The organism is Mesorhizobium sp. M0296 (genome assembly GCF_040321675.1).
Taxonomy (GTDB): domain Bacteria; phylum Pseudomonadota; class Alphaproteobacteria; order Rhizobiales; family Rhizobiaceae; genus Mesorhizobium.
On the sequence record NZ_JAMYRZ010000030.1, the window covers coordinates 73,394 to 86,233 of the forward strand.

Consider the following 12,840-nt stretch of genomic DNA (forward strand, 5'->3'; position numbering starts at 1 on the left):
TGATCTGAGCATCTCAGGGAGGATAACTGATATGCCTTTACCCGCCAACTCGCCTCTCTACGCCGTTGCCGATGATATCGTCAATGCCGCGAAGGGGCCAGATCCCCTCGAAGCGGTAAGGACGGTCCTGGGCGACTATACCAACCGCTTTCACGCATCGGGAACACTCGCTCACGAAGAAGACGACGACGAGGTGCTTCTGCATGCGAGTCCGAACCTGACGATCTATCACATCACTCTGTCGCCCGGCCTGCAGTACCCGCCTCACAACCACCTGATGGATGCCTTGATCGGCATCTACAAGGGCAGCGAGACGAACTTCATCTATCCCGTTGCCGGCAGCGAACTCGATGTTCCCGAAAGGCAGGACATCGCAGCGCCTGCCGTGGTGCACATGGCGTCAAATACCGTTCATGCGGTTGCGAATACGGGCGGTGCGCGATCGGGTGCGCTGCATGTCTACCTCGGCGATCTCACACGAACCCACCGGCAGCTGTGGAGTCCGGACAGCAACCAAGCCGAAGCGTTTGACAATGATCGCTACCTGGCCGGCGCACGGCCAATTCAGCAGTCTGGGCACGAATGAGCAGAGGCGTCGCGGGCGGCGAAATTGGCCGTGATCAGCGAACCCGTCGGAATCGCGTCACACTTGTCACTCTCGCCAATCCGCTATCGCCCCTATCCTGGCTCACGACCCGACCCGTCGCGCCGGTGCGGCGACAAACCAGCAAGGGAGATGCACAATGACGGCACATCAGAATGGCACAGGCGAGCAGACGACGCGGCTCGCGATGAAGACACCACCGGTCGTTTCGCCTGACGCGTGGGAGGCCGCGCGCCAGCAGTTGCTCGTGAAGGAGAAGACCGTGACCCGGGCTCGCGACGCACTGGCCGCCGAGCGTCGGCGGATGCCGTGGATGGCGGTGGAGAAGACATATACGTTCGAAGGGCCTGACGGAAAGGTGAGCCTGCTCGACCTGTTCGAGGGCCGCCGTCAACTGATCGTCTACCGCGCCTTCTTCGAGCCCGGCGTATTCGGCTGGCCCGACCACGCTTGCCGCGGCTGCTCGCTGGGGGCGGACCAGGTCGGCAACCTCGCCCATCTGAACGCCCGCGACACCACGCTTGCCTACGCCTCGCGCGCACCGCAGGCCGACATTGCGCGGCTGAAGGCGCGGATGGACTGGAAGATGCCCTGGTACACCATCACCGACAGCTTCGATGCCGATTTCGGCGTTGACGAGTGGCACGGCCATAACGTGTTCATCCGCGACGGTGATCGCGTGTTCCGCACCTACTTCATCAACAACCGCGGCGACGAGGCGATGGGGACCGTATGGAGCTATCTCGACCTGTCGCCGCTCGGCCGCCAGGAGGTTTGGGAGGATTCGCCCGAGGGCTATCCGCAGACGCCGACGTACAAGTGGTGGAACTGGCACGACAATTACGGCGCCGAAGCCGTTCCCGACAAAAAGTGGGTCGAGGTGTCGGACGCCGGAGAGGCCGCGTTCCGGAACCGCACCGAATAGAACGTCTTTGGCGTCGCGGAAATGCGGCTAGGGCAAATGGATGGAGCGGGATGCACGGTTCAATTCGAATGCATCCCGCTCACTACCCAGGACAAAAACATGAGCGAGATTCATGCAGACGGATCCGCCGGCAACGCGATCCAGGACGAGAACGCAAGCCCGGCCGCCCTTGGCGCAGCCGACTGGCTGTCCTTAGCGGCCGCGCCGACCTTCGCAACCATGGCGCTGCTGACGCTTCTCGGCGGAGCGCCGGACATGATGTGCTCGACCGGGCAAGAGGCGTCACCGCTGGGCGGCATGGTCCCGATGTACCTGCTGATGAGCGGCTTTCATTTAGGACCTTGGCTGAAGCAGGTTTCCGGCCGGCGACGCCGCCGCAAATAGAGCTATACCGGCCGACAAAGGCCCGTTCTGGTCGGGAAGACATCCCTCACCAGATCCACTCGCCCCTTCCCAAAACCGCTACTGCATCGACAATCCGGGTAAAGCTCGAGCGGGCGCGGCCGGCCGTGTGCCTGGCGCGCAAATAGCCATGCACCAGCCCCGGCTCCTCGAGCCACCAGGCGCGCCCGCCCGCGGCAACGATGCGGTCGCGATAGGCTTCGCCGTCCGACGACAGCGGGTCGCATTCAGCAGTGATCACGACGGTGGGCGGCAGATTGGCGAACTCGGCGTCGGCGAGCGGCCACAGAGTGAGATCGCCGGTGCGATCCTCGCCACCGGTCCTGATGTCCCTGTAGAAAACGAGGTCGCGCGCGGTAAGCATCGGCGCTTCCGCGTGGGTGACGTAGGAACCGGCGGAGCTGTCGCCGCCAAGGCCGGGATAGACCAGAATCTGGCCGATCGGCTTGCGCGCATGGCCGCGCGTTGCGTGACTGACAGCGGCGGCGAGATTGCCGCCGGCACTGTCGCCGCAGAGCAGGACAGGACGCTCGTCAGTCGCCGCCGCCCATTCAAAGGCGCTGATGGCATCGTCGAAGGCGGCCGGATGAAGGTGTTCCGGTGCCAGCCGGTAGTCGACCGAAACCACGTCATAGCCGGTGCGGCCGCAAAGCTCGGCGCAGAGGTCGTCATGGCTGTCGAGCCCGCCGAGGATAAAACCGCCGCCATGGAAATAAAGCACCATCGCCGAAGCTTCCGGCGCCGGGGCGCGGTAGACGCGGATCGGGATGTGCCAGGGTGTGGCAATGGCGGTGGTTTCCGCTGTGACGCCTTGGGGATAGCCGGCAAAGAACTCGCGGCACATCCGGTTATAGATCTGGCGCTGCTCGGCGATGGTGTAGTCGATCGTATCGGGCGGATAATAGGAGTTGGTCCGCTCGATGAAGGCCCAGGTCTCGGCGTCGATGAGGGTTTTGTAGTCGGTCATGGGCGCTGAATGGATCGCAATGAATCCGCCTGAACACCCCCCTCTGGCCTGCCCTCTTTGCCACCACTTGGCATCTCCCCCTCAAGTGGGGAGATCGGCAGCTTCGGCGAAACCGCCTTTTCTCCGGCGTCGACAATTGGCGAAAGCGATGATGACATCCAATCTCCCCCATTGAGGGGAAGATGTCCGGCAGGACAGAGGGGGGTGAGCGCCATCATTCCTGCAATACCACTACTTCCCCTTCCACACCGGATCGCGCTTTTCGGCAAAGGCGCGAAAGCCCTCGAGATTGTCCTCCGAGCCGTAGAGTGCGTCAACCGTCGACAGTTGCCGGCGCGTCACCCGGTTCATGGCGTCCTGGAAAGTCAGCGATTCTGCGACCCGGGCCGTCTCCTTGATCGCGGCGAAGACCAGCGGCGGGCCGCTGGCGAGCAGCCGCGCGATCTCCCAGACCCGGTCCTCCAGTCTTTCCTTGGGCAGCACCTCGTTGACTAGGCCCCATCGATGCGCCTCGGCGACATCCATCCAGCGGCCGGTGAGCAGAAGGTCCATGGCGACATGGTAGGGGATGCGCTTCGGCAGCTTGATCGTCGCCGCATCGGCCAGCGTGCCGGCGCGGATTTCGGGCAGCGCGAAGGAGGAGTGGTCCGACGCATAGATGAGGTCGCAGGATAGCGCCAGTTCGAAGCCGCCGCCGACCGCCATGCCGTTGACGCAGGCGATCACCGGCTTGTTGAGGTCGCGCAGTTCCTGCAGCCCGCCGAAGCCGCCGACGCCGTAGTCGCCGTCGACCGCGTCGCCGCCGGCCGCTGCCTTCAGGTCCCAGCCGGCGCAGAAGAACTTGTCACCGGCGGTCTTGACGATGGCGACGCGCAAGTCGGGATCGTCGCGAAACGCCTTGAAAGTCTCGCCCATCAGCCGCGACGTCTTCAGGTCGATGGCATTGGCCTTGGGCCGGTCGAGCGTGACTTCGAGGATAGTGCCCTCGCGGCGGGTGGTGATGACGTCAGACATTTTTGTTCTCTCCAAGCACCAGCAGCGCATCGGCGATCCAGGCGCCCTTGCCTTCGGTGCAGACGATCAGCGGATTGATGTCGAGTTCCTCGATCTCGCCGGCGTTTTGCTGCACGAAAGCGGCAATGCCCGATATCGCATCGATTGCCGCTGCAACATCGGCCTTCGGCCGACCGCGATAGCCGTCGAGCAGCGGGAACAGTTTCAGCCCGCGCAAAGCGGCCTCGATATCGTCGCGGGTCGCCGGCAGCATCAGCGTGACGCTGTCGCGCAACAGCTCGACCAGCACGCCGCCGGTGCCGAGCGTCATCACTGCGCCGAACATCGGGTCGCGGGTGAAGCCGACGAGCAGCTCAGCGACGCCGTCGCGCACCATGCGCTCGACATAAAGGCCCGTGCCGAGCGGGCCGAGATCGTGGGCGGCGGTGCTGACCGATTCGGCATCCCTCAAATTGAGCCGGACCGCGTCGAGCTCGGACTTGTGGATGACGCCAAGGGCCTTCAGCGCCACCGGGAAGCCGAGCGCCATCGAGGAGATGACAGCTTCGACCGCGTTGCCGGCGCGCTCGCCCTTCGGCACGGGGAGCCCGGCCTCGATGAGCCGCGCCTTCGCCTCGGCCTCGTCCGGCGTGACATGGTCGCCGGCCGGCGCGCCGGACGCCGAAGTGTCGATCGGCTGCGCCTGCGGCTCGCGCCAGGCCCAGCCGATGAAGGCCGCCGCCTGGGCGGCGTCCATGGCTTCGGAGATGCCGAACAGCGGCACCATGCCCCGCGCCATCAGGCCGGCAGTGTATTCCTCGGGCAGGTTCTCCGGCAGCGAGGAGACGATCGCGCCTTGCGCGCTGTTGGTCTTCAGCGCCACTTCGAAGGCGCGCAGCGTCGCCCACCAGTCGGTGTCCGAGCAGCGGTCGGGGCGCGGGAAATCGAGCACCAGCATGTTGAGGTCGAAGCCGCCCGACACCATCGCGGTGAAGGTGGCGGTCATCGCCGGCTCGTTGTTCCAGATGAAGGTGTGGTAGTCGAGCGGGTTGGCCACCGCGACCAGCGGCCCGAGCGTCGATTTGACATGCGCGCGGTGCTCGGGGGTGAGTGGCGGAAACGTCACCCAGCGGCCTTCGGCGCTGTCGGCCATCACCGACGCCTCGCCGCCCGAACAGCTCATCGACGACAGCCGGTAGCCGGGCAGGGGGCCGGTGACGTGCAGCAGCTTGAGCGCCTCGATGAAAGCCGGGATCGAATCGATGCGGGCGATGCCGAGCCGCTTCAGGAAGGCGCCGGACGCTGCGTCCGAGCCGGCCAGCGACGCGGTGTGGGAAACGGTCGCCTGCCGCGCCTGCTCGGAGCGGCCGACCTTCATGGCGATGACAGGCTTTTTCAGCTCGCGCGCCCGTGCCGCCAGCCTTTCGAAGCCGGCTACCGAATCGAAAGCCTCGATATGCAAGCCGAGCGCGGTGACACGGTCGTCCTCGATCAGGCCGAGCGCCATTTCGGAAAGCCCGGTCTGCGCCTGGTTGCCGGCGGTCATCAGAAAGGCGATCGGCAGGCCGCGCTTCTGCATCGTCATATTGATGGCGATGTTCGACGACTGGGTGATGATGGCAACGCCGCGACCGCCTTCTGGCAGCCTGATGCCGCCATGCTGGTCGGGCCACAAAAGCGCGCCGTCGGCATAGTTGATGAGCCCGTAGCAGTTCGGCCCGATGATTGGCATTTGGCCCGCCGCCGCGACCAGCTCGGCCTGCAGCCGCTCGCCGTCCTCGTCATAGGCCTCGGTTTCGAGGAAGCCGGCGGCGAAGCAGACCGCACCGCCCGCGCCGCGCTCGGCCAGTGCCTTGACCACTTCGATGGTCAAGTGCCGGTTGACGCCGACGAAAGCGGCATCCGGCGCACCGGGCAATTCGGCCACCGAGCGATAGGCCTTGCGGCCGGCGACCTCGGCCTTGTTCGGATGCACCGGCCAGATCTCGCCGGCAAAGCCCATCTTGATCGATTGCGCGACCACGGCGGCAGCCTGCGCGCCACCGAAGACCGCGATCGTTCGTGGGCGCAAAAGACGTTCAAGTTTGTGCATCGTCATCTTTTTGTTGGAGCATGATCTTTTCCAAAAACCGGTTTCCACTTTTTGGGATCATGCTCTAGCCCCCGAACGGGCGCAGCAGCGCCCGGGAGATGATGTGGCGCTGGATTTCCGAAGTGCCTTCCCAGATGCGCTCGACGCGGGCGTCGCGCCAGATGCGCTCGAGCGGCAAATCGTCCATCAGCCCCATGCCGCCATGGATCTGGATCGCCTCGTCGGCGACGAAGGCAAGCATCTCGGTGGCCTTCAGCTTGGCCATGGCCATGTCCTGGTCGGTGACGGTACCCTGATCGTACTTCCAGCCGGCTTCGAACACCATCAGGTCGGCGGCCTTCAGCTCGGTCGCCATGTCGGCGAGCTTGAACGACACGCCCTGGAACTTGCCGATCGGCTGGCCGAATTGCTGGCGCTGCGCGGCGTATTCGACGGCGTGGCCAAGCGCCCGCTCGGCGCGGCCGAGGCAGGTGGCGCCGACCTGCAGGCGCGTTGCGCCGAGCCAGGAATTGGCGACATCGAAGCCTTTGTGGACCTCGCCGAGTACCTGGCTCGCCGGCAGCCGGCAATCATCGAATTCGAGAATGGCGTTGGTGTAGCCGCGATGCGAGACGTTGCGGTAGCCGTCGCGCACGGTGAAACCCTTAGTGCCCTTGTCGACGAAAAAGGCGGTGATCTTCTTGCGTTTTCCACGCGAAGACTCTTCCTCACCCGAGGCCATGAAGACGATGGCGAAATCGGCGAGGTCCGCGTGGCTGATGAAATGCTTGGTGCCGTTCAGCACCCAGTCGTCGCCGTCTTGCACGGCGGTTGCCTTCATGCCGCGCAGATCGGAGCCGGCGCCCGGCTCGGTCATTGCCAGGCAATCCCATTTCTCGCCGCGAATGCAGGGAAACAGATATTTTTCGCGCTGCTCCGGCGTGCCGGCGAGAAGGATGTTCGAAGGCCGCGCCACGCAGGTCCAATGCAGCGCGTAATTGGCGCGGCCGAGTTCCTTTTCATAGAGCAGCCAGGTCACCGTATCGAGCCCGGCGCCGCCGACATCGGCCGGCATGTTGGCGGCATAGAGGCCGGCTTCGATCGCCTTGGCCTTGATCTCCTCGATCAGCTCGCGGCGCAGCACGCCGGTACGCTCCACTTCGCGCTCATGCGGGTAAAGCTCGTTCTCGACGAAGGCCCGCGTCGTCTCGACGATGAGCTTCTGCTCCTCCGAAAGACCAAAATCCATGGTCTCAGCCTTTCTTCCTTTTCTTCGGCTTTTCAGCCTTGGCCTTTTCGGCCGCCTTGGAGGCGGTGGGCTTCTTCGCCGCAAGCTTGGCCAACTGCCTGGTGTAGTCCTTATGCAGGGCGCCGGCACCCCAGCCTTTGCCTTTGTTCTGCTTCGACAGTGCCTCCATGATGGCGACCAGATTGTCGTCGCGGATCTTTTCGAGATCGCGGATCGACAGACCGTGCGCCTGGTCGTCCGACTGGGTCGCGATCAGCTCGACCAGCTCGTCGTTGAACTCCGGCACGTCCATCAGCTTGGTCCACGGCCATTTCAGGCACGGGCCGAACTGCGCCATGAAGTGGCGCATGCCGGCCTCGCCGCCGGCGACGCGATAGACCTGGAACATGCCCATCTGCGCCCAGCGCAGGCCGAAGCCGTAGCGCATGATGTCGTCGAGCTCCTCGACCGTGCAGATGCCGTCCTTGACCAGCCACAGCGCCTCGCGCCAGGCCGCTTCGAGCAGCCGGTCGCCGACGAACGCTTCGATCTCCTTGCGGATCACCACCGGCTTCATGCCGATCGAGGCATACATCTCCTTGGCGACTTCGATCGCCTCGGGAAAGGTCTGTTCGCCGCCGACGATTTCGACCAGCGGCAGCAGATAGACGGGGTTGAACGGATGGCCGACGACCAGCCGCTCCGGGTGCTTCTTCATCGCCACCTGCATGTCGGTCGGCTTGATGCCGGAGGTGGAGGATCCGACAATGGCGTTGGCCGGCGCATAAAGGTCGATCTCGGCCAGCACGCGGTGCTTCAGGTCGAGCCGCTCCGGCACGCTTTCCTGGATGAAGTCGGCGTCTGCCACCGCCTCGGCGATCGTCTTGGCGAAGGTAAGCTTGCCCTCCTTCGGCAGGCCGCCGGGCAGCATCTGCTTGTAGGCGCGTCGCGCGCCCTTCATCACCTCGCCGACCTTGCGTGACGCCTCGGGATCGGGATCGAAGATCGACACGTCGATGCCGTTGAGCAGCAGCCGCGCCACCCAGCCGGCGCCGATGACGCCGCCGCCGATGGCGGCCGCCTTGTTGATGATGCTCATGCGGAAGCTCCGGTTCTTGTGCGGGCTGTTGCGGGGTCGGTGAGGGCGACGCGTTCGCCGGCACGGATCACGGACGCGTCACAGGCCTTGCGCGCGAACACTTCGAGCACGAAGGGCTGGAAGAAATCGATCGGCAATGTCTCGTAATCCGGATCGAAGCTCGACTGATCCCAGCGTTCGCAAAACTCATCGCAATCGTCGAAGTAGATGTGCCCGGCGAAACGGTCGCGGGCGTGCGGATTGCCGCCGAGGTGGTGGGCGTAATAGACGCGCTGGAAATCGCCGTGCTTCTCCACCACCCAGGTGCATTGCTCGCGCACAAAAGGCTTCAGGATCGACGCCGCATACTCGTCGTGGTTATAGGGCGCGTAGATGTCGCCGATATCGTGCAGCAAGGCGCAGGCAATCCAGTCGGTGTCGGCGCCGTCGCGCCAGGCCCGCGTTGCCGCTTGCAGCGAATGGCCGAGCCGGGTGATCTTGTAGCCCGAGAGGCCCGCATCGAGCTGGACGAGCGCGTCGAGCAGCCGCTCGCCGGTCTTTGCCGCGTAGTCGATCTCGTGCTCGGTGAGGAAGGCGTAATCCTCGCGGTCGCCGTCCTTCATGGCGGTGAATTTCACGGTCTTCATCGGCGGCTCCTCCCAACCGGCTACCGGCTTTTCAAAGCGGTGCGCGCTTCGTCAGGTTCAGCTTCTTGCGGACTTCGTCCGGGCCGATGACCCTGGCGCCCATATTCGACACGATGCTGACCGCCCGCTCGACCAGCTGCGCATTGGTCGCCAGCACGCCCTTGTCGAGCCAGAGATTATCCTCCAGTCCGACGCGGACATTGCCGCCGGCCAGCACCGCGGCCGCGACATAGGCCATCTGGTTGCGGCCAATGGCAAAGGCCGACCAGTTCCAGGTCGACGGTACATTGTTGACCATGGCCATGAAGGTGTTGAGGTCGTCCGGCGCGCCCCACGGCACGCCCATGCACAATTGCACCAGCGCGTCCGGCTTCAGCACTTCTTCCTCGACCAATTGCTTGGCGAACCACAGATGCCCGGTGTCGAAGGCCTCGATCTCCGGCTTGACGCCGAGCGCCGTCATCATGCCGCCCATGGCACGCAGCATTCCGGGCGTATTGGTCATGACATAGTCGGCCTCGGCGAAATTCATCGTGCCGCAGTCGAGCGTGCAGATTTCCGGCAGGCACTGGCGGACGTGCTCCATGCGGTTGCTGGCACCGCCCATGTCCGTGCCTTTTTCGTTCAGCGGCAGCGGCTTCTCCGGCGGGCCGAATACCATGTCACCCCCCATGCCGGCGGTCAGGTTCAGCACCACGTCGACGTCTGCCGCGCGGATGCGCTCGGTTACTTCGCGATAGAGATGCACGTTGCGCCTAGGCTTGCCGGTCTCGGGATCGCGCACATGGCAGTGCACGATTGCAGCACCTGCCTTTGCCGCCTCGATGGCCGAATCGGCGATCTCTCTGGGCGAGCGCGGCACATGCGGGCTGCGGTCCTGCGAACCGCCGGACCCGGTCACGGCACAGGTAATGAAAACCTCACGGTTCATCGCTAACGGCATCGGACTCTCTCCCAATAGAACGTAGGGCAAGAATGCCTGACTTGCCGGAAACTGTTTTGCGTTTTACGAAGATCGTGTGACCAAAAACGAAAAACCGACGATCTTTCGGGCCGAGCGTTTGCCGCTCAAGGTAACGCTGCTGGTATTCTCCGGCTCGTCGATCATGTGCGTCGCGTCGGCCGTCGACCCGTTGCGCGCCGCCAACCGCATTGCCGGTGAGACGCTGTTCGATTTCAGGCTGGTCTCGGTGACAGGCGAGGCGCCGGTCACCACATGCGGCCTGCCGGTGGCGGTCAGCGGCCGCTTCGATGCGGCTGACACAACCGATATGCTGGTCGTCGTCGCCGGCTTCGGCACGCAGAACTACGCCACATCGGCCCTGCTGTCCGGACTGCGCCGGGCGGCGCGCGCGGCACGCGCCTGCGGCGGCGTCGAGGCCGGCACCTGGCTGGTTGCCCGCGCCGGTCTGCTGGAGGGGCGCAGCGCCACCACCCACTGGGAGGACATGGAGGATTTCTCGTCGGCCTTTCCCGGCGTCGACGTGCGGCCCGACCGCTACGTCATCGACGGCCCGGTGTTCACCACCGGCGGCGCCTCGCCGACCTTCGACCTGATGCTGCACCTCATCCGCACGCGACTCGGCATGGCCGTGGCGCTCGATGTCGCGAGCGTCTTCATCTACGACCAGGCGCGCGCCGCGACGGACGCGCAACCGCTGGTCTCGCTCGGCCGTCTCGACGGCTACGATCCCAGGCTGGCGCAAGCCATCCGGCTGATGGAAGCGCATGTCGACCAGCCGCTCACTATCGCCGCCGTGGCAAAGCGCGCCGGGGTGACGGCACGGACGCTGGAAAGCATCTTTCGCAAGTCGATCGGCGAAACGCCCGGCGCTTATTACCTCAGGCTGCGCCTCGGCGCCGCGCGCCGGCTGGTGGTCGACACGCGCATCGCCATGGCGGACATTGCCGGGCGAACGGGGTTTTCGTCCGCCGCGGCATTTTCCAGAGCGTTTTCAAGAGCGTTCGGCGAAGCGCCGGTCAGGCTGCGTCGGGGATAATGCATGTCGCCCAAAGCCTGGCCACGGGCTTGACCCGAGCGTGCGTAGCGGTTTTGGGATAACGACATCCATAGGCAAAGGTAGATCAGGCAGCGTCCTGGCGGTCGCTGCTGCCGTCGATCTGCGAGCGCATCTGTCTCGCAAGATGGGTCTCGAAGCGGCTGGCGACCGCGCGATCCCATTCGTTTGCACTCAGCGCACCTTGTTTCGGGTGCGGCAGCGCCATCAGCCGGTCGATGATCGATCCAGCCTCGCCAGATGAGAGCAGGGCGTCGATTTCGCGTTCGTGCTGCATATCGTTTCGCCTCCTTCTTTCTGAATCCCGCCACGAACCACACTATAGGAGGTTCGTGACGGCTGTTTGAAGGCAAGAGCGAGGCGATTGATGGGCGATGCCGGGCAAAGTTTTGTCCGCCGCCGCCCATCTTGGGCACGATCGTTCCGGCAGGTCACGCAGTGCTTCAGCCAAGCCGCATCGACAGTTCAACATCCTCGCCGAACGGCGTGGACATGTAGCCACTCCCGGTCGAGCGCACCCGCTCGAGGTATTCGGGGCAAAGATCTGCGTTGTCGGCAACGACGAAGGCGCCCGGTCTGAGGCGGCTTTCAACCAGACTCAAGATCTCGGGATAGAGCGCTTTGGCGCCGTCGAGCAGAAGCAGGTCGACGCTTTCGGGAAGATCGACGCTTAATGTTTGCAGCGCGTCTCCTTCGCGGATTTCCACCATGTCAATGAGACCGCCTGCTGTCAGATTACTCCTCGCGCGCGCGACCTTGGATGGCTCGAACTCGCTGGTGATCAGGCGGCCACCGCCATTGTCCCGCAAGGCTGCGGCAAGGTGCAGGGTCGAGATGCCGAACGAGGTTCCAAATTCGACGATCGTCCGTGCGCCGCTGCCTCGTGCCAGCATGTAGAGCAGCGTGCCGGTCTCTCGCGAAACGGGAAGCCAGAGATCCCTTAGCCGCCCATAGAAATCGAGGTATTCGGTCTTGCTTCGGACCAGCCGCATCCGCTCCTCGGCGGAGAGTTCCGCCACTGCAGGGCTTGTTGCCGCAGCGGCTTCCTCGAACAGGCGGTCCAGCAGGGGCGCGAGCGGCGTTGTCGTCAGTGTGGTCATATCGGTCTCCAGTCGGAATTGAATGCGTTCTTGTGCGACATTCAAAATACGACTAATCATTCGCATTCACTAATCGCATTGGCGCGGCTCTCAATGAGCGACAACCGAAGTCCGCGGATTTCCTCGCGAAAACAGCCGAAGCAGGCCCGCTCGGCGGAGCTCGTCGCTGCGATTTTGCAGGCTGCTGTTCAGGTTTTGGCGAGGGAAGGCGCGCAGCGCTTCACCACGGCGCGCGTGGCCGAGAAGGCCGGCGTCAGCGTCGGATCGCTGTATCAGTATTTTCCGAACAAGGCGGCGATCCTGTTCCGGCTCCAGAGCGACGAATGGCGGCAGACGACCAGTTTGCTGCGCGATATCCTCGAGGATATCAGGAAACCGCCGCTTGACCGGCTGCGCGACCTGGTCCACGCCTTCCTCCGCTCGGAGTGTGAGGAGGCTGCGGTGCGTGTGGCGCTCGACGACGCCGCCCCGCTTTACCGCGACGCGCCCGAGGCGCAGGCGGCGAGGGCGTCCGGAGACCGCACCATCCAGCTCTTCATGCAGGAGGCGTTGCCGAGCGCCGCGCAAGCGACTCGCGAATTGGCCGGCGACCTGGTCATGACGACGCTCAGCACGGTGGGGAAGCAGTTCTCGGAGACGCCTCGAACCCCCAAGGAGATTGAAGTCTACGCCAACGCCATGGCCGACATGTTTTGCGCCTACCTGAGAGGCCTCGATCACGGCTAGAGCCTTTCACGTTTTGATGGAAGCGTAGCCGGCGTTTGCGAAGTAGTTGTTGCATTCGGTTGCCTCGATCGTTTCAACGAG

The 12,840-nt window shown here is 64.3% G+C and carries 14 protein-coding genes; 5 read left to right on the forward strand and 9 right to left on the reverse strand.

What is annotated here, in order from left to right:
- Window positions 1-31: 31 nt before the first annotated feature.
- The 3 genes from NKI97_RS25060 (at window position 32) to NKI97_RS25070 (ending at window position 1,913) form a co-directional block, all read left to right on the forward strand.
- Window positions 32-586 (forward strand): autotransporter, encoded by a 555-nt coding sequence (locus tag NKI97_RS25060; RefSeq protein WP_352837127.1) that lies wholly within the window; start codon window positions 32-34, stop codon window positions 584-586.
- Window positions 587-743: 157 nt separating this feature from the next.
- Window positions 744-1,529 carry a DUF899 domain-containing protein gene (locus NKI97_RS25065; RefSeq protein WP_023677589.1) on the forward strand — a complete coding sequence of 262 codons (786 nt, stop codon included), beginning with the start codon at window positions 744-746 and terminating at the stop codon, window positions 1,527-1,529.
- A gap of 99 nt (window positions 1,530-1,628) precedes the next feature.
- A complete protein-coding gene (locus NKI97_RS25070) occupies window positions 1,629-1,913 on the forward strand; it encodes a hypothetical protein (RefSeq protein ID WP_352823555.1) in 285 nt (94 codons plus the stop codon).
- Window positions 1,914-1,959: 46 nt separating this feature from the next.
- Here NKI97_RS25070 and NKI97_RS25075 read toward each other — a convergent pair whose 3' ends face one another.
- The 7 genes from NKI97_RS25075 to bcoG form a co-directional block, all read right to left on the reverse strand.
- Window positions 1,960-2,898 (reverse strand): alpha/beta hydrolase, encoded by a 939-nt coding sequence (locus NKI97_RS25075; RefSeq protein ID WP_352837130.1) that lies wholly within the window; start codon window positions 2,896-2,898, stop codon window positions 1,960-1,962.
- A gap of 231 nt (window positions 2,899-3,129) precedes the next feature.
- Window positions 3,130-3,912, reverse strand: coding sequence for a carnitinyl-CoA dehydratase (locus NKI97_RS25080; protein ID WP_352472543.1), 783 nt, complete (start codon window positions 3,910-3,912; stop codon window positions 3,130-3,132).
- Window positions 3,905-5,983, reverse strand: a complete 2,079-nt coding sequence (locus NKI97_RS25085) for an acetate--CoA ligase family protein (protein WP_352748839.1) — start codon at window positions 5,981-5,983, stop codon at window positions 3,905-3,907. Before NKI97_RS25085 ends, NKI97_RS25080 begins: the two co-directional genes overlap by 8 nt.
- 64 nt (window positions 5,984-6,047) lie before the next feature.
- Complete coding sequence (locus tag NKI97_RS25090; protein WP_352451618.1) at window positions 6,048-7,211, reverse strand: acyl-CoA dehydrogenase family protein; 1,164 nt, start codon at window positions 7,209-7,211, stop codon at window positions 6,048-6,050.
- A 4-nt stretch (window positions 7,212-7,215) separates the two neighbouring features.
- Window positions 7,216-8,289, reverse strand: a complete 1,074-nt coding sequence (locus NKI97_RS25095; protein WP_352837132.1) for a carnitine 3-dehydrogenase — start codon at window positions 8,287-8,289, stop codon at window positions 7,216-7,218.
- A complete protein-coding gene (locus NKI97_RS25100; RefSeq protein WP_352837134.1) occupies window positions 8,286-8,915 on the reverse strand; it encodes an HD domain-containing protein in 630 nt (209 codons plus the stop codon). The genes NKI97_RS25095 and NKI97_RS25100 overlap by 4 nt, the downstream gene beginning before the upstream one ends.
- 31 nt (window positions 8,916-8,946) lie before the next feature.
- A complete protein-coding gene (gene bcoG, locus NKI97_RS25105) occupies window positions 8,947-9,858 on the reverse strand; it encodes a 3-dehydrocarnitine:acetyl-CoA trimethylamine transferase BcoG (protein ID WP_352837137.1) in 912 nt (303 codons plus the stop codon).
- A gap of 76 nt (window positions 9,859-9,934) precedes the next feature.
- Between bcoG and NKI97_RS25110 the strand changes: the two genes are divergently transcribed.
- A complete protein-coding gene (locus NKI97_RS25110; protein ID WP_352451614.1) occupies window positions 9,935-10,915 on the forward strand; it encodes a GlxA family transcriptional regulator in 981 nt (326 codons plus the stop codon).
- An 85-nt stretch (window positions 10,916-11,000) separates the two neighbouring features.
- Here NKI97_RS25110 and NKI97_RS25115 read toward each other — a convergent pair whose 3' ends face one another.
- On the reverse strand, window positions 11,001-11,210 hold the full coding sequence (locus tag NKI97_RS25115; protein WP_023680243.1) for a hypothetical protein: 210 nt from the start codon (window positions 11,208-11,210) through the stop codon (window positions 11,001-11,003).
- A gap of 166 nt (window positions 11,211-11,376) precedes the next feature.
- Window positions 11,377-12,033 carry an O-methyltransferase gene (locus tag NKI97_RS25120; RefSeq protein WP_352767387.1) on the reverse strand — a complete coding sequence of 219 codons (657 nt, stop codon included), beginning with the start codon at window positions 12,031-12,033 and terminating at the stop codon, window positions 11,377-11,379.
- 93 nt (window positions 12,034-12,126) lie between these two features.
- On the opposite strand from NKI97_RS25120, the gene NKI97_RS25125 reads away from it, so the two are divergent.
- Window positions 12,127-12,759 carry a TetR/AcrR family transcriptional regulator gene (locus NKI97_RS25125; RefSeq protein WP_352454840.1) on the forward strand — a complete coding sequence of 211 codons (633 nt, stop codon included), beginning with the start codon at window positions 12,127-12,129 and terminating at the stop codon, window positions 12,757-12,759.
- Window positions 12,760-12,840: the final 81 nt, after the last annotated feature.